General features: G+C 72.5%; 5 protein-coding genes and 10 pseudogenes. 11 read left to right on the top strand and 4 right to left on the bottom strand.

The window, feature by feature from the left end; translation table 11 throughout:
* Positions 1 to 2: 2 nt before the first annotated feature.
* From FF86_RS04535 to FF86_RS63590, 3 genes and pseudogenes are all read right to left on the bottom strand, one after another.
* Positions 3 to 614, bottom strand: a complete 612-nt coding sequence (locus tag FF86_RS04535; RefSeq protein ID WP_044883462.1) for a TIGR00730 family Rossman fold protein — start codon at positions 612 to 614, stop codon at positions 3 to 5.
* Positions 611 to 1184, bottom strand: a pseudogene (locus FF86_RS04530) (TIGR00730 family Rossman fold protein); the annotation flags it as partial. The pseudogene FF86_RS04530 and the gene FF86_RS04535, both read right to left, overlap by 4 nt.
* Position 1185: 1 nt before the next feature.
* Positions 1186 to 1513: pseudogene (locus FF86_RS63590) on the bottom strand (TIGR00730 family Rossman fold protein); the annotation flags it as partial.
* A gap of 994 nt (positions 1514 to 2507) precedes the next feature.
* On the opposite strand from FF86_RS63590, the pseudogene FF86_RS04525 reads away from it, so the two are divergent.
* The 11 genes and pseudogenes from FF86_RS04525 to FF86_RS40325 form a co-directional block, all read left to right on the top strand.
* Positions 2508 to 3326: pseudogene (locus FF86_RS04525) on the top strand (glycosyltransferase family 2 protein); the annotation flags it as partial.
* A gap of 3897 nt (positions 3327 to 7223) precedes the next feature.
* A pseudogene (locus FF86_RS35365) lies at positions 7224 to 7484 on the top strand (hypothetical protein); the annotation flags it as partial.
* Positions 7485 to 7581: 97 nt separating this feature from the next.
* The gene (locus FF86_RS04510) at positions 7582 to 8433 is read left to right on the top strand and encodes a hypothetical protein (RefSeq protein ID WP_128423255.1); all 852 of its coding nucleotides are present in this window, start codon (positions 7582 to 7584) and stop codon (positions 8431 to 8433) included.
* A pseudogene (locus tag FF86_RS65135) lies at positions 8430 to 9852 on the top strand (glycosyltransferase family 4 protein); the annotation flags it as partial. The gene FF86_RS04510 and the pseudogene FF86_RS65135, both read left to right, overlap by 4 nt.
* Before the next feature lies 1 nt (position 9853).
* A partial coding sequence (locus FF86_RS65130; RefSeq protein WP_396229759.1) for a glycosyltransferase occupies positions 9854 to 10844 on the top strand: 991 nt, incomplete at its 5' end.
* 194 nt (positions 10845 to 11038) lie between these two features.
* The coding region (locus FF86_RS04500; RefSeq protein WP_206778892.1) for a cellulase family glycosylhydrolase at positions 11039 to 12061 on the top strand (1023 nt) is incomplete at its 5' end.
* A gap of 31 nt (positions 12062 to 12092) precedes the next feature.
* Positions 12093 to 13142 (top strand): glycosyltransferase family 2 protein, encoded by a 1050-nt coding sequence (locus FF86_RS04495; protein ID WP_242418165.1) that lies wholly within the window; start codon positions 12093 to 12095, stop codon positions 13140 to 13142.
* Positions 13143 to 14606: 1464 nt separating this feature from the next.
* Positions 14607 to 15707, top strand: a pseudogene (locus tag FF86_RS65125) (glycosyltransferase); the annotation flags it as partial.
* A gap of 1 nt (position 15708) precedes the next feature.
* Positions 15709 to 16166, top strand: a pseudogene (locus FF86_RS65120) (hypothetical protein); the annotation flags it as partial.
* A 1875-nt stretch (positions 16167 to 18041) separates the two neighbouring features.
* A pseudogene (locus tag FF86_RS65115) lies at positions 18042 to 18817 on the top strand (hypothetical protein); the annotation flags it as partial.
* Between the two features lies 1 nt (position 18818).
* Positions 18819 to 19325: pseudogene (locus FF86_RS40325) on the top strand (beta-mannosidase); the annotation flags it as partial.
* Positions 19326 to 19686: 361 nt separating this feature from the next.
* Here FF86_RS40325 and FF86_RS40320 read toward each other — a convergent pair.
* Positions 19687 to 19899 (bottom strand): annotated as a pseudogene (locus tag FF86_RS40320) (YdcF family protein); the annotation flags it as partial.
* Between the last annotated feature and the right edge of the window lie 1978 nt (positions 19900 to 21877).

Here is a 21877-nt window from a genome sequence, read left to right as displayed (position 1 = left end):
CGTCAGTCGCCCTCGATGATCTCCCGGTCGGTCGGCTGGGGCGGGGCGCCGGCGCCCGCGGGAACCACGCCCGCCGGCGCGGCGGCCTCCAGGTGGTCGAGGGCCTCGCCCACGCTGGTGGCCCAGATCAGGGTGTCGCGGGCGACGGCCCGGACGAACCCGCCCGCGACGAGGGAGTCGACGAGCAGCCGCAGGTGACCGAAGACCCCGCCGGGGTCGAGGACGACCACGGGCTTCGTGTGCAGACTCAGCACTCGGGCCACCCAGATCTCCAGCAACTCCTCCAGCGTGCCCAGCCCGCCGGGCAGCGCGAGGAAACCGTCGGCGCGGTCGTCCATCAGCGCCTTGCGCTCACGCATCGTGTCCGTGACGATCAGCTCATCCGCCTCGGTGTCGCTGACCTCCATCGCCACGAGGACGCGCGGGATCACCCCGATGGTGCGGGCGCCGCCGGCCCGCGCCGCCCGGGCCACCGCCCCCATGCACGACACGGAGCCACCGCCGGACACCAGGGTGTGGCCGCGCCGGGCGAGCTCCGCCCCGGTCCGGGTCGCCAGCTCCACGTGGGCGGCGTCGATGTCGGACGAGGACGCGCAGTAGACGCAGATGTTCACGGTTCGGGCACCTCCGGGCGGGGCGGCTCGGCGTGCCCGGCCGTCCCCCGCACGATGATGCGCACCGCCTCGTCGACATCGTCGGTGATGGACAGGATGTGCAGGTCCGATTCCTTGATCAGGCCGGCCGACAGGACGGTCGAACGCAGCCACTCCACCAGGCCCGACCAGTACTGCGACCCTATGAGGACCACCGGGAACCGGGTGACCTTCCCGGTCTGGACGAGGGTGAGCGCCTCGAACAGCTCGTCGAGCGTGCCGACCCCGCCGGGCAGGATCACGAACGCCTCGGCGTACTTGACGAACATCGTCTTGCGGACGAAGAAATACCGGAAGCTGACGCCCAGGTCGACCCAGTCGTTGAGCCGCTGTTCGAACGGCAGTTCGATGCCGAGGCCGACCGACAGCCCGCCCGCCTCCTGGGCGCCGCGGTTGACCGCCTCCATCACCCCCGGCCCCCCGCCGGTGATGACGGCGAAGCCGGCCTCGGCGAGCCCGGCGCCGAGGCGCAGGCCCTGGGCGTAGATCGGGTCGTCCGGGGAGATGCGCGCCGAACCGAAGACCGTCACGNCCCGCGGCAGCTCCGCGAGCAGCCCGAAGCCCTCGACGAACTCGCTCTGGATGCGCATCACCCGCCACGGGTCGCCGTGGACGAAGCCCGACGGGCTGCGGGTGTCGAGCAGCCGCTGGTCGGTGGTGGACCGTTCGACCTGCCCGCGCCGGGCGACGACCGGCCCGCGGAACTGCTCCGGCGGCGGGTAGCGGCGCTCACGCCCCGCAGCGGGCCCTGCGGCGGGCCCCGCCGCAGGCCCGGTCGCGCGTGGCGCCTGCTCACCGCCGTGGGCGGGGGGCGACGCAGACTGCGGATCCGGGTTCGCGGGCGAGCTCACCACGCCCACCCTAGACGGCTGCACGGACGACCCACCGGTTGCGGTGCGCGGGAGGAGCGGGCGGAGCGGGCGGAACCGCGGCACGGGATCAACGTGTCGCACAAATGACAAAAACTGGCAAAGTTCCATTGGCTGTGGCCGCGGAAGAACGTCCTCCTTCTCGTTCCGACCGCGGGTGCNGTCGCCCGAAGCAGTGANCCGCGGAGCGGCACGATTCCTCNGCCCAATGTGTCCTCCGTCACTAAATTGCACCCCCCTTCGCCCAACCCGCAGACTCGGACAATCTGGCACCCTCCCCATTCTTCGCGACACTTCGTCGGCCGCGACGGCTGGAACTCAACCGACGGCGCACCCCCGGCTACCTCTCATTGAATCCGACTGTAGTGTCCATCTAACTTCGGGTAACCATTGGCCGAGCAACTTTACAGGGCGCACATTTCGCCGCATCTCCTTGACACCCCCGGCCGGCCAGGTTCTACTCGTACACATGGGGGAGAGACTTGCATGCAGTTCTTTGGGGGGAACCGGCACCATGCGCGGCCGCCCAGAGCAGAGCGATGCACCGATCGGGTGTCGGCGGTAAGGAGCCGAACCGGCGGAGATACAGCCCGGCCAGGTTCATCTTTCGCTGCACCGACAGGCATCAGGTCGGCTGACCTGTTCACTGTTGCGCCGTGNGGGCCCACCGCCGTGCGAGGTTTCCGTGGACCGGCATGTCCGGCCGTACATCACGGTGTTCTTGCTGGTTCACCGAGCTCGATGACGCCCGCATAACGGTCCGACGGCATTGGTCNCCAGGCCGCCCGGCGCCATCGCCGCAGGCCCGGCGGGTGCGAGATAGCACGCTGTCGACCATCCGGTGCGGTGCCTTCATGGCCGCCCGTACCCCGATATGGCACGCCTCTTTGTTGCCCGTCCACACCATGCGCCCGCCGCCCCGGCAAGCCTTCGATCGTGGCGCAGCTGCCACAATGCATCCACCGCAGCGCAGGGGGAAACCGCGATGCCGCAAGCAGATACCATCGGACCACCGGAATCAAACGGTCCGGACCTCGAGAGCCTACGAGTGCGCCACCCTGCGCCACGCGTCCACCTACACCATTCCGGCCCACGCGTCTCCGTCATCATTCCGGCCATGAACGAGGCCAAAAACCTGCCGTGGCTGGCCCGTCGTATGCCCGCGGGTCTGCACGAAATCGTCCTGGTCGACGGCCGCTCCGTCGACGACACCGTCGCGGTCGCCCGCTCCCTGTGGCCGGGCCTGCGGGTGCTGACCCAGACCCGCCGAGGCAAGGGCAACGCTCTGGCCTGTGGATTCCATGCCGCCACCGGCGACCTCATCGTCATGATCGACGCCGACGGTTCGATGGATCCCGGCGAAATACCGTACTTCGTGGCTGCCCTGGAGGCCGGAGCCGACTACGTCAAGGGCAGCAGGTTCGTCGCCGGGGCCGGCTCCACCGACATCACCCGCCTGCGGGCCACCGGGAACCGCGTACTCAACCTGCTGACGAACTGGTCGCACGGCAGCCGGTACACCGACCTCTGCTACGGCTACAACGCCTTCTGGCGCAGAATCCTGCCGGTCCTCGGCCTCGACGACGGGCAGGCCACCGACTCCACCGACTCCACCGAGAGCGACCGCAAGCGCTGGGGCGACGGGTTCGAGATCGAAACCCTGATCAACATCCGCGCCCATGTCGCGGGGCTGCGGATCGCGGAGATCGCCTCCTTCGAATCGTCCCGGCTGCACGGGCGCAGCAACCTCAATGCCACCTCCGACGGCCTGCGCGTCCTGCGGACGATCGCCGTCGAGTACCGGGCGGCGCGTCGTCGCGGCTCGGTCCCGACGCCGACGCCAGTCCCGGTTCAGCCTTCGCAGGCTGCACCACCGGCGGCGACCCCGGTGGCCCCATCACCCACGATCGTCACCGAAGCCCCGGTCACGGCCTCGGCCGGCCGCCTGGCCGGCGAGGTTGACCTGCTCGTCGAGCGGCAACCCGCCGGCCCCGCACCCGCGCCCGCGGCGGTGGTGGTCGGAACCGCCGAAGCCGTGCCGGTTCAGCGGCCCGAGGGCGAGCGGTCACTGTCGAACTCCACCGTGCAGGCCGGAGGCTTGCCGGCCTGATGAGACAGCGGATGGTGACGCCCGGACCGACGGCCCCTGGGCGGGCATGGAGCCATGGGCGGGCATGGAGCCATGAGCGGGCATGGAGCGGCAGGGATGAGGATCCCGTGCCGGCGGCGGCCGGCGCGGGGACGGGATGCGGGTGGTGAAGCTACCCGCCCTGGGCGTTGATCGGCGGCTACGGCTTCCCGCCCTTGGTCGGGTTGCGTCCATCAGCGCCAGCCTGATCGCCACCCAGGCCGTGACGAGCCTGCTCGGATTCGTCTACTGGACCCTGGCCACGCGCGAGTTCAGCGTCGGCGCCGTCGGCCTCGCCGGCGCCGCGGTCTCGCTGATGATGCTGCTGGGCACCCTGGGCATGTTGGGCCTCGGCACCCTGCTCATCGCCGAGTTGCCCAGGGTCGGCGCGGCCCACCGCCAGCTGCTCCTGCGCACGACCCTCGCCGTCACCGCCGCCGCCAGCGCCCTGCTGGCACTGGTGGTCGCGGGGGGCGTCCACCTCATCCCGGCCCACAACCTGNGCCCGATCAGCTCGTCCCCGTGGACGACACTGGGTTTCGTCGCCGGTGTCGCGCTGACCGGTGTGACGCTCGTGCTCGACCAGGCCGTGCTGGCCCTCGGCAACGGCCGCCTCCAGCTCGAACGCAACGCGGTCGCCAGCACGGTGAAGATCGGCGCGCTCCTGGCGCTCGCGCACACGGGCCACGGCGGCGGTATGGCGATCTTCCTGTCGTGGACGATCGGCAACGTCGTCTCGCTGCCACTGATCGCCTGGCGCGCGGCACGCGACGCCCGCCGAACAGGCGACGCCCGCCGAACACGCGAGCCCGCCGTCGACTTCACCCTGCTGCGCGGGCTGGGCCGACAGGCCGCCAACCACCACCTGCTCAACCTGGTGCTGATGGCCCCCATGCAGCTCCTGTCCGTGATCGTGACGATCGCGATCTCGGCCGAGCACAACGGCTACTTCTCCATCGTCCAGCAGGTCTCCGGGTTCGTGTTCGTGCTGCCGTACAGCATCACCATCGGTCTGTTCGCGGCTGCGGCCGGCGATCAGGAGTCAATAGTCCGGCGGATGCGCATGACGATCCCGATCGGCCTGGCCGCGAGCCTCGCGGCCGACGCGGTGCTCCTGCCGGCCGGCGGTCTGGTCCTGGCCGTGTTCGGCCACTCGTATGCGACCGCCGGCGTCACCACCCTGCGAATCATCGTGCTTGCCGGCCTGCCGTTCGTCATCAAGGACCACTACGTGGCACTTCGTCGGGTGCAGGGACGCACCGGTCAGGCGGCGCTCATCTGTTCCGTCGGCGCGGTCGTCGAGCTCGCCGCGGCCGTCACCGGCGCCCGACTGGGAGGGACGGCCGGGTTGAGCGCGGCCTGGGTCGGCGCTCTGCTCATCGAGGCCGCCCTGCTCGTCCGGCCGCTGTGGGCCGCGCGCAAGGACCTGCCGCCCCTGCCCGCCGTCGAGCCGAACGACCGGGCCGTGCTCGTCCCCGATGCCCGAAGCGGCCGCTCCCCCGCCACCACCACCGCCACCGCCACGGGCGTGACGCCCGCGATCGCGGAGCCGGCTGTCGAGACCCTCGCCGGAGGCCTGACGTGACCGTCGTCGACCACCAGGCCCCAGGCGACGGCATCACCACCACAGACGGCATCACCACCACAGACGGCATCCCCAGCGCAGACAGCGTCACCAGCGCAGACAGCGTCACCAGCGCAGACAGCGTCACCAGCGCAGACAGCGTCACCAGCGCAGACAGCGCCGGAACCGCGGAGGTCGTCGCCAGCGGTGCCACGGCCGTCGGCGTCGCCCTCCTGGAGGCGTCCGCGAGCGACCAGGCCGGGGCGATCCCGGCCCCGGGGGCCTCGGGCGAGGCGGCGCGCCGACGGCGTGACCTCACCGGGCCCGTCCTGCTGACGATGTCGTTGGGCCTGCTCCTCGTCGCCTACTGCGTCCAGCGGGGACGCGGCGGCGAGGACCAGGTGACGACCGAATCCCTGTACTGGGTGGCGCTGTCGATCATCTTCCTGCCGCCGACCGTACGCCTCCTGCACCCGCGCACGGGCGGGCGCGAACTGATCATCCTGTCCCTCGCCCTGCCGCTGGCCCTGCAGGTCAGTCGGACGGTTCTCTACCCGACCCGGTTCGTGTTCCACGACGAGCTCGTACACGAGAGCGTCCTGAACCACATCGCGCAGTACCGCCATCTGTTCACGCCGAACCCGCTGCTCCCGGTGACGCCCTACTACCCCGGCCTGGAGGTGGCCACCGACGGGGTGCGGGCGCTGACCGGGCTGCCCGCCCACACGGCGNCGGCGGTCGTGCTGGTCCTCGCCCGCGTCGTCCTGTCCGGCTCCTTCATCCTGATCGTCCGCCGGCTGACCGGTTCGACCCGGGCGGGCTGCCTCGCCAGCCTCGTCTACGTCTGCAACCCGCAGTTCGTCTTCTTCAACGGGCAGTTCTCCTACCAGACGATCGCGCTGCCACTGGCGGTCCTGGCCCTGTACCTCGTCCTGTCCCGAACCGGGGCGGAGACGGGGACGGGGNCGGGAACGGGAACGCGGACGGCCGATCGGCTACGCCCGCTGATCCTGCCGCTGGCGGCGCTGAGCGCCGTGGCGTTCTCCCACCACCTCACGTCGATGCTGCTCGTCGCCGCCCTGTGGGGATGGCTCGGGATGACCCTGATCCTGGGCGGGCGAGGGCGCCGTGACGGCTCGGTGTTCGCGCTGACGGTCGTGGCCGGGATCGGCACGCTGATCGTGATCGGCGCGTCGCTGCGGCCGGGCAACACCCTCGGCAGCTACCTGCTGGGGATCTACCGGGGTTCGGCCGGGGACGTCGCCAAGCTCACCGAGGGGCAGCAGACCCACGAGCTCTTCCACGACTCCGGCGGGATCGTGACGCCGCGATGGCAGCAGTACGTGTCCTTCGGCTCGATCGTCGTCGTCATGGCGGCGCTCGTGCCCGCCGCGATCAAGGCGCGGGTGTGGGTGCGCCGGCGCGCGGCGCTGGCGGTCGTCCTGAGCCTCACCGCGCTGCTCTATCCGGTCATCCCGGCCGGGCACCTGACGGCGGCGACCTCCGAGGTCGGCGACCGGGCTTCCGGCTTCGCCTTCCTCGGCGTCGGCTTCGTCGTCGCCTGGCTGCTGGTCGACCCGCCACGTTGGGCCTCGACGTCGCGTTGGGCCTCGACGTCGCGTTGGGCCTCGGCGCCGCGTTGGGCCTCGGCGCCGCGTTGGGCCTCGGCGCCGCGTTGGGCCTCGGCGCCGCGTTGGGCCTCGATGTCACGTTGGGCCTCGGCGCCGCGCCTGCTGGTGTCCACCGCGGCGTTCCTGGTGGCGTTCGTCGGCGGGGAGATCATCGGTGCCGGCCCGGTGTGGCTGCGGGTGCCCGGCCCGTACCTGGTCTCGGCCGATCCGCGCAGCGTCGACGCGGCGAACCTGGCCGCCGCGCACTGGCTCGCCGACCATGTTCCGCCCGGCAGCCCGATCTACGCCGACCGGGTGTCGGGGCTGCTCGCCTCCGCCATCGGCCATCAGTACACCGTCCGGCACGTCGGCTCCGGGATCGACGCCTCCCCGGTGCTNCTCGGGACGACCTTCACCGCCGTCGACCGGCAGCTCATCCGCCACGCCGGGCTGGCGTACGTCGTCGTCGACCGACGCGACGCGACCGATCTGCCGCACGTGGGGGTCTACATCGAGTCGGGAGAGCTGGGCGGGGAGAGCCGGCAGGCGCCGGTCCCGATCTCCGCGCTCGACAAGTTCGCCACGGTGAACGGAGCCCGTCGTGTGTACGACAACGGATCCATCGTCATCTACGACGTGCGAGCCCTCCGTGCCTCCTGAGACGGCCGCGAGCGCGGCAACAGCCACAGGCCCGGCAACAGCCACAGGCCCGGTGACGGCCGGGGCCCGCCACCCGCGGCCCGCGTTCGTGGCCCGCTTGGCGCTCCTGGTCGCGGCGGTGACGGCGGTGCTCGTCCCCGCCCCCACCGCGCTCACCGCCCCGCTGGCCGCGGTCGCGGTGGTGGCCACCGTCGAGCCGATCGTGCGGACCCGCCGGGTCGGCCACCTCGACGCGCTGGTCGTCGGCACCGGGTCCGTCCTGATCTCGCTGATGGCCCTGGGCCTGCTCCTCAACTACCTGCCCGGCGGGATCACCGAGCGCTCGTGGGGGATCGCCGCCGGGCTGGCCGGGCTGGCCGCGCTGCTCGGCAGCGAGCTTCATCACCGCTTCGGTGCGGCCAGGACCGGGGCCGCAGCCAGGACCGCGGCCAAGACCAGGACCGCGACCGGGACCGGGGCTGCGGCTGCGGCTGCGGCCGGGTGGCGGGCGGTGCGGGAGTCGGTCCGGGCCGGTGGGCGGGCGCTGACCCCGCGGCGGCTGCTGGGCGCGAGCTGGTTCGTCGCGGCGGCCCTCGTCGTGACGGTCGCGCTCACGATGTCCGTGCGGGCCACCCAGCGGGCCGAACAGCCGCCGCTGTCGCTGGCGGTAGCCGCGCCCGCCTCCGGGCAGGCGGCGGCGCCGGGCACGGCGGTGATCGCCGTGTCCGCGACGCGGCCCGCCGGCCCCTACCGGTTGTTCGTCGACGCCGGGCAGGGATCCGTGCTCCTGCGCCCGTCGTTGGCGGTGACCAGCGGGCAGACGTACGTGACCGTGCCGGCGCCGGACGGGCGGCGGGTCGTGGTGACCCTCACCGGCCTGGCCGACGACCACGTCCTGCGCAGCCTCGTCCTCGGGGCGCGCCAGGCAGATCCGGCGCGGCCCGCGCCGGGGACGGAGCCATCCCGATGAGCGACAGCCGGCGCCCCCTGCGGGTGCTCCAGGTCACCGCGCGCTACCTGCCCGACCTCGGGGGCACCGAGACCCACGTGCACGAGGTCGGGCGCCGCCTCGGCCGGCGCGACGACCTCGATCTCACCGTGCTGACGACCGACCGGACCGGCCGGCGCCCGCGCGTGCAGCGGGCCGAGGGCTTCGACGTGCTGCGCCGCCAGGCCTGGCCGCGCGGCAGCGACTACCACCTCGCGCCGGGGCTGGTGAACGTGATCCGCCGCGGCGGCTGGGATCTGGTGCACCTGCAGGGCATCCACACCGCGGTGCCGATCCTCGGCATGCTCGCCGCGCGGCGAGCCGGCATCCCCTACGTCGTCACCTTCCACACCGGTGGGCACTCCTCCGGGGCCCGGACGTCGATGCGGTCGGCGCAGTGGAAGGCGCTGAGCCCGCTGCTGCGGGACGCGCGCCGGCTGATCGGCGTGAGCCGGTTCGAGCGGGATCTGTTCCAGGGGGCGACCGGGATCTCCCCCGACCGGTTCACGGTCATCCGCAACGGCGGTGGCCTGCCCACCGCTCCCGCCGAGGTGCGTCCCATCGCCGGGCGGATCGTCTCCTCCGGACGGCTGGAGCGATACAAGGGCCACCACCGGGTGATCGAGGCCCTCGCGGCCGCGCGGCGCCGCCAGCCCGAGGCGCACCTGGTGATCCTCGGTGCCGGGCCGTTCGAGGCGGATCTGCGTGCGCTCGCCGACCGGTTGGGCGTCGGCCGGTCGGTGACCATTCGGGCCGTCCCCCCCGGGGACCGGGACGCGATGGCCCGGGAGCTCGCCAGCGCGACGGTCGTCGCGGCGCTGTCGGACTACGAGGCCCACCCGGTCGGGGTGATGGAGGCCCTCGCGCTGGGTGTGCCGGTCGTCGGCTACGACGTGGCCGGCACCGGGGATCTCGTCGCCGACGGCCTGGTCACCGGGCTGGCGCCGGAAACACCGGCCGAGCGGGTCGCCGACGCGCTGCTCGCCGCGGCGCGGACGCGGCGGACGGCCGCCGTCGACCTGCCGACCTGGGAGAGCTGCGCCGACGAGCTCGCCACCGTCTACCGCACGGTCGTCGACGAAGTCGACCAAGAGGAGGAAGAGGCGAAGAAGGCGGGGAAGGGGGAGCGCAAGAGGGCCGGTGAGCGGCCGGCCCGGGTGGTGCACGTCATCACCGCGCTCACGACCGGTGGGGCGGAACGCCAGGTCCAGCACCTCGTCGAGCGCGGCAGCGCCGAGTCCACGGTGATCTGCCTCTACGGCGGCGGTCTCGTCGCCGACGACCTGGTCGCCGCCGGCCACCGGGTCCACGTCCTCGGGATGGCCGGCTGGCGGCGTTTCGCCGCCCCCCTCCGGCTGGCGCGGATGCTGCGCCGGTTGCGCCCCGATGTCGTCCACACGCNCCTGCTTGCCGCCCAGTTCTGGGGGCTGCCCGCCGCGCGACTCGCCGGCGTGCCGGTCATCGTCTCGACCGAGCACTCGCTGATGCCGATGACCATGGAGGGCCGCCCCACCACCCGGCGGCTGCGGCTGCTCTACTACCTGCTGGTCCAGCTCGCGCAGCACTCCGTCGCCGTCTCCGCGGCGACAGCCCGCCGGATGGTCTCCTGGGGGATCAACCCGGCCCGGATGAGCGTGATCCTCAACGGGACCGACATCGACGCCATGGCCTTCTCGGCCGGCGACCGGGCGGCGGTGCGCGCGGAGCTCGGCGTCGCGCAGGACGTGCGCCTCGTCGGGGCCGTCGGCCGCCTCGCCCCGGTCAAGCGGTTCGACGTGCTCATCGACGCGCTCGCGCCACTGCTGTCGACGGGGGACACGAGGCTCCTCGTCGTCGGCGTGGGGCCCCAGGAGGGCGCGCTGCGCCGCCGCTGCGCCGAGCACGGGATCAGCGACGCCGTCCACTTCCTCGGCGCGCGTTCCGACGTGGCGCGGGTGCTCAGCGCGCTCGACGTGTTCGTCAGCCCGTCCCGCGACGAGACGTTCGGCCTCGCCATTCTGGAGGCCCTGGCCAACGGGCTGCCGACGGTCTACGGCGAGTGCCCGGGTCTCGAGGGGCTCCCCAAGCCGCTGGCGACGGCGATCAAGCTACCCGCCGAACTCGACGGGAACGCCGAGCGGGCGGCCCTGGCCGAGGCGGTCGACGCCGTGCTCGACACCGGCCTGCGCGCCGATCACCCGCCGGCCGACCTGCGGGCGCACTGCGGGGTCGAGGGTTTCGTCGGCGCGGTCGAGGCCCTCTACCGAAGCCTGTCCGCCGGCCGACGGACCACCTTCGGCCTCGCCACGACACCCGCCACGACGCCCGCCCCAGCGCCGACCGTCCCAGCGCCGACCGTCCCGCCACCGGCCGCGCAGCGGCCCCGATCCCGAGCTTTGCTGGAGGACAGTTGACCCCAGGTAGGTGGCGCCGGGCCGGATCGCTCGGGGTCACGCTGATCATCGTGGGCGGTCTGCTGGCCGGCTGCTCCTGGTTCGGACACTCCGGCGGGTCCGCCACGTCCACCCACCGGCCCGGGCCCGAGCGACCGGAGCTGGCCGACCAGTTCGTGACCCGCTCCGGCGCCCAGCTGAAACTGGGCGGGCANCCGTTCCGCTTCATCGGGTTCAACTACTTCGACGCCGCGGCCACGGACCGTTACACCTGCGCCTGGTGGCCGCGGGTGAGCGACGCGGACCTCGACCGGGACTTCCGCTTCCTGCACGAGCAGGCCGGCGCCACCGTCGTGCGCTTCTGGGCCTTCCAGACCTACACCCAGGGCGGGACGGACTTCTCCGGGGTGGACCGCGTGATCCGTGCCGCCCGGGCCAACGGGATGCGGGTCATGCCCGTCCTCGAAAACGAGTGGGGGGACTGCACGACGGCCGCCACCCGCACCGACAGCAAGGCCGCCTACCAGGGGGACACCTGGTTCGGACAGGGCTACCGGGTGCCCTTCGGCAACGCGACGCTGTCCTACCGGGACTACGTGAGCCGGATCGTCACGCACTACCGCGACGAGCCGACGATCCTCGGCTGGACGATGATGAACGAGGCCGAGACCAGCGCCCGCGACGACCAGAACCGCCCGGCACTCGTGGGCTTCGCCGGCGACATCGCCGGCGTGATCAAGTCCGCCGACCCGCGCCATCTCGTCAGCGTCGGCTCCCAGAGCAACGGGGCTCCGGGGGCGAGCGGACCGGACTTCGCCGCGGTCTACGGCCTGGCGAACATCGACTTCACCGAGGTCCACGACTGGTCGGCCTGGGGCTCGGACACCGAGGCGCTGCCCGGCAGCGCCAAGGACGGGTCGCTGCCGGCCACGGCCTCACCGCAGTGCGCGCCGGTGCGGGGCGCCCCCCTCGCCTGCTCCTTCGCCGCCGCGCAGCAGCTCGGCAAACCGCTGATCGTCGGCGAGGCGGGCATCGCCGCCGGTGACGCCGCCGGCCGCGAGCGCCGGGCCGACCTGCTGGCGGCGAAGGTCCGCGCCGCGTTCCGCAACGGGGCGTCCGGCTACCTCATCTGGCAGTTCAACCACGTCGTCGACACCGAACGGTACGACGTGCTGCCCTCCGACAACGATCCGCTCTTCGCCGTCCTGCGACGGCTCTCGGACAACCCGCCGAGCTGACCCTCGGCCGCCCACGATCGGGAAGGCGACCGTGACGCACCCACCAGACACAGCACCGGCCGACACGACACCGGCCAGCACGACACCGGCCGACGACGAGCGGGCCACGCAGCCCATCACCCTGCCGCCATCCACACGGCCGGGGACCGGCCCGACATCGGTGATCATCTGCGCCTACTCCGAGGAACGCTGGCACGACCTGCTGGCCGCGGTCGACAGCGTCCGCGGCCAGGGGCGTCCGCCGGAGGAACTCATCGTGGTCATCGACCACAACGAGGCCCTGCTCACCCGGGCCCGCGACGCCTTCGGCGGGACGGCCCGGGTGCTGGCGAACACGGGCCGGCGCGGCCTGTCGGGTGCCCGCAACACGGGCGTCGCGGCGGCCACGGGCGCCGTCCTGGTCTTCCTCGACGACGACGCCCGCGGGGAGCCGGACTGGCTGGAGCGGCTACTCGAGCCCTACGCCGATCCGCGCGTGCAGGGCGTCGGCGGCGCGGCGGTGCCGATGTGGCCCACGCCCGGTCGGCCGGCATGGTTTCCCGCCGAGTTCGACTGGGTGGTCGGCTGTACCCACACCGGGCTGCCCGCCGTCGCCGCGCCGGTGCGTAACCCGGTCGGCGCGGCGATGTCGTTCCGCCGCGGGGCGTTCGAGCTCGTCGGCGGCTTCACCGAGGGCGTCGGCCGGGTCGGTGCCCGCCCGCTGGGCTGCGAGGAGACCGAGTTCGGCATCCGGCTGCGGCAGGCCGACCCGGGCGCCCTCGTCATCCACCAGCCGAGCGCCGTCGTACGCCACCGGGTCACCCCGCCGCGGGCCCGGCCCGGCTACTTCTGGCGCCGCTGCTACGCCGAGGGGATCTCGAAGGCGACGATCTCGCGAACGGTCGGGCGGGATTCGGCACTCGCCGTCGAACGCGACTACGTCCGCCGGACCCTGCCGGCCGCGGTCCGCCGCTACCTGGGCCTGCGCGGTCGGCGCCGGGCCGCGGTGGCGGTGGTCCTCGGGCTCACCGCCACGACGGCGGGCTACCTGCGCGGCAGCGCGAGCTCCCTGGTCACCCGCTCCCCGCGCCCGCCCCGGTAGGCGGTTACCCGCTCCGTGCGGCGTCCCACGTCCCCGTCCCCCCGTCCCCGTCCCGTCCCGCGTCCCCGTTCCGGATGTCCCCTCGCCCGTCCCCCTGAGAGCACCGCTGCCGGCCGGCCCCCGACGGCCTCCCCGACCCCTCTGGCGCGCCCGTCTGGCGCACCCCTCTGGCGAACGGAGAACTCCAGTGTTGACAGCGCGGCCGCATCAGGGGCAGGAGGTCGACGACGCCCCGCCCCGCCCCGCCGCGCCGGCCGTCCCGGTGCCTCGCCAGTCGTCGGCGAAGCCCGACGCCGGCACCGACCCCATCGGCACGGTCACGGGGGCCATCGCCACCGACACCGCCCACGCCGCCGACACCGCCCACGCCACCGAGAACGGCAGCGCCACCAGGACCGGCAGCGCCACCAGGACCGGCAGCGCCACCGACACCGCCCACGCCACCGAGAACGGCAGCGCCACCGATGACGGCGGGGTGAGCCCGGGTCTCCTGCGCCTGATCGCCGATCGGCACGGCCGGGGCGCGCTGCGGGTCGGGGTGGTCACCGCGGCGGCCCTGGTGGCCTGCGCCGGCACCCTGGACCGACTCTGGCCGGCCGGCCGGGACCAGGCCGGCGCGGCCTTCCACCTCGCCGTGCTGCCCGCAGGTGCGGCGCTGCTGCTCCTGCGCGGCCGGCCGGCACCCGGCGAGCCCGACATCCACNACCGTCAGGTCGACTACCTGGTGGGGCTGCCGCTGCTGGGCGTCGCGGTGTTCGTGCTGACCGCGATGCCGGCCCGGCTCGGCACTCGGTTCTGGACCACGCACGCCGACCTGCTGCTCCTGCCGCCCCTGATGGCCGCGGCCGTCGCCCTGGTGTTCGGCACCCGCGCGATGTGGCGGCTGCGCGCCCCGCTGCTGCTGCTGACCGCCGCCCTCGCGCCGCTGCCGGAGGCGGCTGCCCGGTGGCCGGCCCGCCCGGTCGCCGCCGCCCTGCGGCCCCTGGTCCGCCCGCTCGCCGGACCCACGCTCACCGGACCCACGCTGACCGGACCGGCGCTCACCGGCGCCCTGACCGGGGCGGCGGGGGTGAGCGCCGCTCTCGCGCTCGCCCTGCTGCTGGGCTGTTCGGCCCGCCGGCCGGCCCGGGCGTTTCGGCGGGGGGTGATGGTGCTGGCGCTCTGGGCGACGCTGGCGGTCGGGCGGATCGCCGTCGCCGTTCTCGCCGCGCGGGCGGGCGCGCCGGGCGCCGCCCGCGCCGTCCTCGGAGTGGGCGGGGATCTGGCCGTCCTCGCGCTGCTGTTCGGGGTGCTCGCCGTCGCCGGTGCGCCCCGGGCCGCGCGCTGCGCCCGCGCCGGTGCCTCCCGGCCGGTGCGGCGGGCGGCGGTGGCCCACTCCCGGTGGGCGCTCGTCGTCGTCGTGGCGTCCGCGGTGACCCTCGCGGCCCTCGGCGCGCTGCTTCCCCCGGCGCTGGCGGGAGCGGTATGAGCGCCCCCGGTCCGTACGCGGCGGCGCGCCGCACGCTGTCGACCGGCCAGCGGGTCGGGCTGGCGGCCGTCGGGGTGCTGCTGGTGGCCGGGGTGACGCTGGCGACGACCCCCACGCTGATCGCCGTGGTGGCGGTGCTCAGCGCCGCCTACGTCGCCGCGTTCGCCGAACGCCTCCTGCTGCTGCACCGGGCCATCCACGATCCGGGCCTGATCGTGGTCGATCCCGACGACGCGCGCGCCTGCCCCGACGCCGACCTGCCGCTCTACACCGTGCTGGTCCCCGCCTACCAGGAGCCGGAGGTGTTGCCGCACCTGCTCGCCGCGATCGGACGGCTGGAGTACCCGGCGGACCGGCTCGAGGTGCTGCTGCTGCTGGAGGAGGACGACGAGGCGACATACGCGGCGGCGCGGGCCGCGGCCTCCCCGCCGTACCTGCGGGTGGTCCGGGTGCCCTACTCGGAGCCGCGCACCAAGCCGAAGGCCTGCAACATCGGGCTCGAGATCGCCCGCGGCGACTTCGTCACCATCTTCGACGCGGAGGACCGGCCCGAACCGTTGCAGCTGCGCCGCGCCGTCGCCGCGTTCCGCCGGCTGCCGCCGAGCGTGGCCTGCCTGCAGGCGAAGCTCGGCTTCTTCAACCACAAGCAGAACATCCTCACCCAGTGGTTCACCGCCGAGTACGCGATGTGGTTCGAGCACATGCTGCCGGGACTCGTCCGCCAGGATGCCCCGGTGCCCCTGGGCGGCACCTCCAACCACTTCCGGACCGAGGTGCTGCGGGAGCTCGGCGGCTGGGACCCGTTCAACGTGACCGAGGACGCCGATCTCGGGGTGCGGCTCTACCGCCGCGGCTACCGCACGCTCATCCTCGACTCGGTCACCCTGGAGGAGGCCAACAGCGACGCCATCAACTGGCTCAAGCAGCGTTCCCGCTGGTACAAGGGCTACCTGCAGACCTGGCTGGTGCACTCCCGCCAGCCGTTGCGTCGCTGCCGGGAGATGGGGCTCGTCACCTACCTGCGGTTCAACCTGTTCGTCGGCGGAACCCCGCTGCTCGCGATCATCAACCCGATTTTCTGGGCGCTGACGCTGATGNGGTTCGTCGGCCGGGTCGGCTTCGTACACGCCCTCTTCCCGGCCTGGCTGCTCTACGCCAGCCTGGTGTGCCTCGTCGCCGGCAACTTCACCTTCGTCTACGTCAACGTGCTCGCGGCCCGCGCCACCGGGCTGCCCGGGCTGGTGTTCCGGTCGGTGCTGTCGCTCGCCTACTGGGTGCTGATGTCGCTGGCCGCGGCCAAGGCGATGGTCCAGCTCGTGCTCGCGCCAAGCTTCTGGGAGAAGACGACCCACGGCCTCGGTGCCACCCCACTGCCCCCACCGTCCGATCCCCTCTCCGATGACGTCGTTCCCGCCGCCGCCGTCGCCACCGCCACCGCCGCCACCGCCGCTGTCGCTGCCGCCGTGGAAGGGCCGACGATCGACCGTCCGGTGGCCGCCGCCCCCTCCGCCGCCGGCACGCCGATCGCCCTGGAGACCGGCAGTGTCCACGCTTGACGCGGGGCCGGTACCCGAGGTTGCCGAGGCCCCGCCCAGCGGTGGTCCCGCGACTGCGCCGACCCCGCAGATCCCGTCGACCCCGCAGATCCCGCCAACCCCGCAGATCCCGCCGCACCTGCCGCGGCCGCCGGGCGGGCGGGCCCATCCCGGGGACGACCGCGAGGAGCGTCGCCGCCGGTCTCCCGCGGTTGCGCGGCTCGCGCCGCCGTGGCGCCGGCCCGCGCCCTGGGTCCTCGCCGCCCTGGCCGCCGGCTATGTCGCCGTCGGGGCGTGGCTGGGGCTGGGCCGGGGCGCCGCCCTGCCCGAGGCGCTGCGGCTGACGACGCGGGCCTACCTCCCGCTGTTCGGCGACGGTGGACAGCTGGGCTGGCTCGCCGTCGGCTGGGCGCCGCTGCCCGCGGCGGTGCAGGTGCCACTGATGCCGCTGGCCTGGTGGTGGCATCCGTTCGCGGCCGGCGGGCTCGGCGCCACCGCGCAGTCGGCGCTGTTCACCGCCGGCGCCGTGCGGCAGCTGCACCGCACGGCCGGCGAGCTGGGCGCCGGGCGGCGGGTCGCGGCGGCCGTGGCGGCGCTGTTCGCCCTGCACCCGGCCGTCGTCTACGCCGGGGCGAACGGCACGGCGGAGGCGTCGTTGCTGTTCTTCCTGCTGCTCGCGACCCGCCATCTGCTGCGCTGGGGCCGCGGTGGGTCGGCGAACCGGCTCGCCGCGGCAGGCGTGGCACTGGCCGGCGCCGGACTGTGCGGGCTGCCGGCGCTCGGCGCGGGTGTGACCGCCACCGCGGCGGTGGCGACGGTGGCGTATCGGGGCGCCGACGGCCCGGTGGCGGCCCGCCGCGCGGTCGCCTGCGCCGACGCGCTGGTCGTCGCCCTGCCACTGCTGTTCACCACGACGGTCCGGCTGCTGATCGGAACGTTGGTGGCCGGGTCGTGGGAGCGGATGGTCGCGATCGGCACGAACCCGAACCTGCTGCCCGCGGGCGCGGAGGGTGCGTCGGGCGTCGGCGCCGCGACGCGGATCGCCCGGCTCGCCGCCCAGTCGGCGGTGCTGGAACCGTTCGCCGCCGCCCTGCTGATCGTCGCCGCGGTCGTCGCCGTCCGGCGGCGCGCCGCGGCGAGCGCGGCGGCCCTGACCATCCTCGCCGGCGGCTACGGCACGGCGGTCGCGGTGGCGGCGATCGGCCCAGGCGGGCCCTGGTCGCTGGGGTCCTCCGCCCTGCTCGTTCCCCTCGCCATCCTCGCCGCCACCGGCCTGGCCACGGCCGGCGGCGCCCACCCGCCCGGCGGCGCCCACCCGCCCGTCCGCCCGGCCGCTCACCCGATCGGCGGCGCGCGCCCGGCCGTCCGCCCGTCGGCTCGCCCGGTGGCGCCCCGGTACCGCCGCGGGGTCGCCGTCGCCGTGATGCTCGCCGCGGCCCTGCCCGCGGGCGCGGCCGGCCTGCTCCAGCGCGCCGTCGCCCCCGACGAGGCGCACACCCTCACCGCCGTGTTCACCCTCGACCGGGCCGACGGCGCCGAGCGGCAGCGGCGCCACCGCTACGACACCGACCGCGGCCTCGCCCGCTGGTTGGACGCCCAGCACCTGCCCCCGCGGACGGTGCTGCTGGACACCGAGACCGGCTTCGAGGTCGTGCTGGCGTCGCGCANCCCCCGCCAGTTCGCCGTCCCCGCCGGCCATGGCTTCGACGAGCTCGCCCACGAACCGGCCCGGCGAGGCGTGCGCTACGTCGTGGCCCGACCCCGGGAGGATCCGCTGCCCGCCGACCGCGTCAACCAGGCGTACCCGACCATCGCCCGCGACGCGAGGCTGCGGCTGGTCCGGGTGGAGCCCACCGCCGGGGACCTGCCCGCCTGGCGCGTCTACGCGGTGCGCTGATGCGCGCCACGCCCCGCGCCGCCCGCCCAGGCTCGTCCCCCCAGCACCGGCTCTGGCGCCAGCCCCAGTTCTGGCGCCAGAGCCGGCCCGAACGGCGCCCGAGCTCCGGTCGCCTCCGCCGGATGGCGCTGGCCGTGGTCGGCGCGGCGCTCGTGCTCGGCGCCGTCGCCACCGGCTGCGCGGGCGGCGGGCATGCCACCGCCGGCCGGCAGGGTTCCGCCGGTCCGGCACGGGCGGGGTCGGCGGGCGATCCCGCCGACGCGTTCGTGACGGTCGCCGGGGGCCGCCTGGAGCTGGCCGGCAAGCCGTGGCGTTTCACCGGGATCAACGTGTGGAACGCGAACACCCCCGCGGACGACAGCCGCTACGGCTGCGGGGAACCGGTGGACCTCGAGGAGGTCGCGCCCGCCCTCGGCAACGGGGTGCAGGTGGTGCGCACCTGGTTCTTCCAGCGCCTGGCCACCAGCCTCGACGGCCGACGGGACTGGTCGACGTTCGACCGCACGATCGCCGCGGCGAAAAGCCGCGGCCTGCGCATCGTCGCGACCCTGGGCAACCAGTGGCCGCAGTGCGAGGGCTTCCCCACCTACCAGGCCGGCTACAAGACGCAGCGGTGGTACCAGACCGGCTACCGTTCCGCGCCGCCGCCCGGCCAGCCCGACAGCTACCGCGCGTGGGTGCGGGAGGCCGTCACCCGCTACCGCGACGAGCCGGCGATCGCGATGTGGCAGCTGATGAACGAGGCCGAGGACGCGACGGCCTACCACGGCCCGTGNGCCCCGAACGCCGCCGCGACACTGCACTCGTTCGTCCAGGACATGGTCACCCTGGTGAAGAGCGTCGACCCCCACCACCTGGTCAGCGTCGGCACGGTCGGCGCCGGCCAGTGTGGCGCCGCCGCCGACGAGTACGCGACCCTGCACGCGATCGACGGCGTCGACGTCCTCGAGTACCACGACTACAGCCCCGCCCCCGTTCCCGGCGACCGGTGGAACGGACTGGCCGAACGGCTGCGCCAGTCCGCGGCGCTGCACAAGCCGCTCATCGTCGGGGAGATGGGCGTCGCCCCGCGGGAGGCCGGCGGGATCCCGGGGCGGGCCGCCCTCGTCGACCGCAAGATCGGCGCCCAGTTGCAGGCCGGCGTCGCCGGCGTCCTGCTGTGGACGTGGCGCGGCAACGACTCCGGCGACGGCTACGACATCCTGCCCGGCGACCCGGTCCTCGGCGTCCTCGCCCGGGCGCTCGACCCCGCCCCTCGCTCGGGAAGCGCCCCCGCGAGCTGACAGTGCTTGCGGGATGCTTCGTCGAGTGCGGTGGTCAGCAGCTGCGTTGCAGTGTTAGCCGTGGGGCCTCTGACCGGCGAGGCGTCGGTGGAGGGGCATGGCAGGGCCCGCCTCCTCATCGAGCTCCTCCGGCGGCGGGAGGCGGGCGGATTCGAGATCGGGGGCGCCGTCGCCATGCCGCCATAGGCCACGCGCCGGTCGGGGTCGTCGAGACGCACCTCTCATCCGCCGATCGCCCCTGCTCGCACGCACCGAGCACCTTGGCGGAACCCGGCCGGCTACGGCGCCAGGGCAGTCAGCAACTACGCTGCCAGACCATGGCCTTGACCATGGCACCCCACTGGTAGGCGATGAGGTAAGNCCATTCCCGCCACGGCGGATTGACCACGGTGACGAGGATCCCCTCGTGGTAGCACCGCCCGATCCGCAATCGCGCCCGGGTGTCCTGCGACCGCTCCACAACGAAGATGACCTTCTTCCAGCCATACTGCTGCGCGAGCCGGCCGGCCTCCTGAGCCTCCCCCTGCGTCGTCGCCGGATCGGGTTGGAAGCAAATTAGCTTGGCCCGAGACACCTCGCCGACCGGGCAGCCTCGACCCCCTGGGGTCGACACAACGAGGACGGGTGCGTATCCCTCTTCCGTCAGCGTGACCGCCCGACTCAGGCGATCTCCAGGACCACCCAACATAAAGATCGCGTCCACACTTCTAGGCCGNTCCACTCGAGGGAAGAGAATAATCTCAGCGGTCAGAACCAAAAAAGAAGCAGTCAACAAAACGCAGATCTTCACAAAAGCTTTTCGCGTCAAGATAGTCGGCGGACTCAATCAAATATCCAGGCGCGGCAGCATAATCTCACCCTTCCGTCACATGCTTATAGATACTATATACCGCACCGAGTCACACAACGCCCCGAAGTAGCGCCCACTAAAGTGGTATACAGGGATCGGTCGTCTGCCGATGTACCACAGCGTGGCTCCGAGACGGAAAACGGCACCACATGATCCTTGTCAAGAACTAAGTAGAATCCACTGACGCGGTGTGCGGGGAGTGATGATCTGACAACTCGCCAGAGCGGGCCGAGAGCTTGCGCCAAGTACCCAGCCTCGTCCGACGTACCAGCTGCAGTTCGGTCAGAAAGTCCAGAGGGTCGACCCAGGAAGGCCGATACATCCGAGTAGGAGGAAGCCGCCCTACCGGAATGGCTGACCCCCAAGGCGGGTCTGCCGGGAGTTCCGAAACCTTCACGTGATCATGCCCCTCCCCGCCGGCGCACCACAGCCCACCACACCCGGCCCTGGCTGTCCTCCCGGCTCCACCAACCGAACCAAGTACACCGCTACGCCGCCGGAGAAACCATCAAACGGGACAGGCCCATCACCGCCCACCGGCAACACACAGGTCACAGTCAAGCTAAGACCCACCCAATCTCTCAACGACCGCTAAACCACTTCCCGGGTAGCCGATGGGCGCCAGCAGAGNAGGCCCAACAAGCCGAAGAGCGCGAAAGCATTAGGATTCGACTCCCAATATTCAAACCCAGAACTGGAGACAACAAATGCTACAAGAGCGGCCGCAGCCCCTAGATTCCGTTCACGCAGCGCCATCAAGATCGGCAGAGCTAAGAACATAAGAAGAGTAGCTAGCCCGGGGACACCTATGCTAATAAGCAACTGTAGCGGCGAACTCTCGATAAGGTATTTGTATCCCAGGTTAGAGACAATCTTCCCGGAAGTTCCCGCACCCGATCCGAGGTCACCATACAGTGAAGCAACTTGCGGTGCTAGGGTATAGACGGACTCGCGATAGATTGAAGACTGCCGGGCTTCGGTCGAATCACTTCGGTTTGCCAAGAGCGGGAATCTGCTAATCAGATAGGCTCCAAGGCTAACCCCGCTTAACACAAGTAGCTTAACCCCAGGCCGACTTCTACCACCGAGTACCAGGGGCACCATCCCAAGAGCGATCCCAACTGCAGCCGCCACAATGCACGACCGTGACACCGTACAAAGAAGCCCGGCCGAAGACGCAACGCACGCCGATAGGGGAAGCCACCTTGTCTGANGCGGCTCCTCGACAGCCGCNAAGAAAGAGAAGGTTGAGGCCGCAGCCAGAAAAGTCCCGTCAATCAGCGGGTGACTAAAGGTGGCCTGCGAGCGATACACGCTCCAATGCTGAACGCTAGAGATAGCAGTCCGCGCATAGAATCCGGAGAACGGGTTGAAATGAAGGATTTGCTCCGCACAGCTCCCGATACCAATAGTCAGACCGAGGACTAAAAACGTCCTTCTTAGAAGGAGATACGTATGCCGACCGATTCTTCGCCCTGCCCAAATGGGGGCCACCGCCCCCAGAACAAGACCGAAGGACCAGCGGATACTGGAGTTCGGTGAGACTGAATACACCGTTCGAAACAGTAGCCAGGCTAGTAGGCAGCAGCTAGCCAAGGCCCACAGCAAGTCGAGTCTGTTTGGTTCCGGTCGAGCCCTATACCCAGTGAGTGCCCACCAGCCAAGCAGTATAACTGCGGGAGGGAATACCTGCATTAAATGA

Origin of the sequence: Frankia sp. CpI1-P (assembly GCF_001421075.1) — a bacterium.
Classification (GTDB): Bacteria; Actinomycetota; Actinomycetes; order Frankiales; family Frankiaceae; genus Frankia; species Frankia torreyi.
Note: the sequence above shows the minus strand (reverse complement) of the source record. Positions and strands in the feature narration are given on the sequence as shown.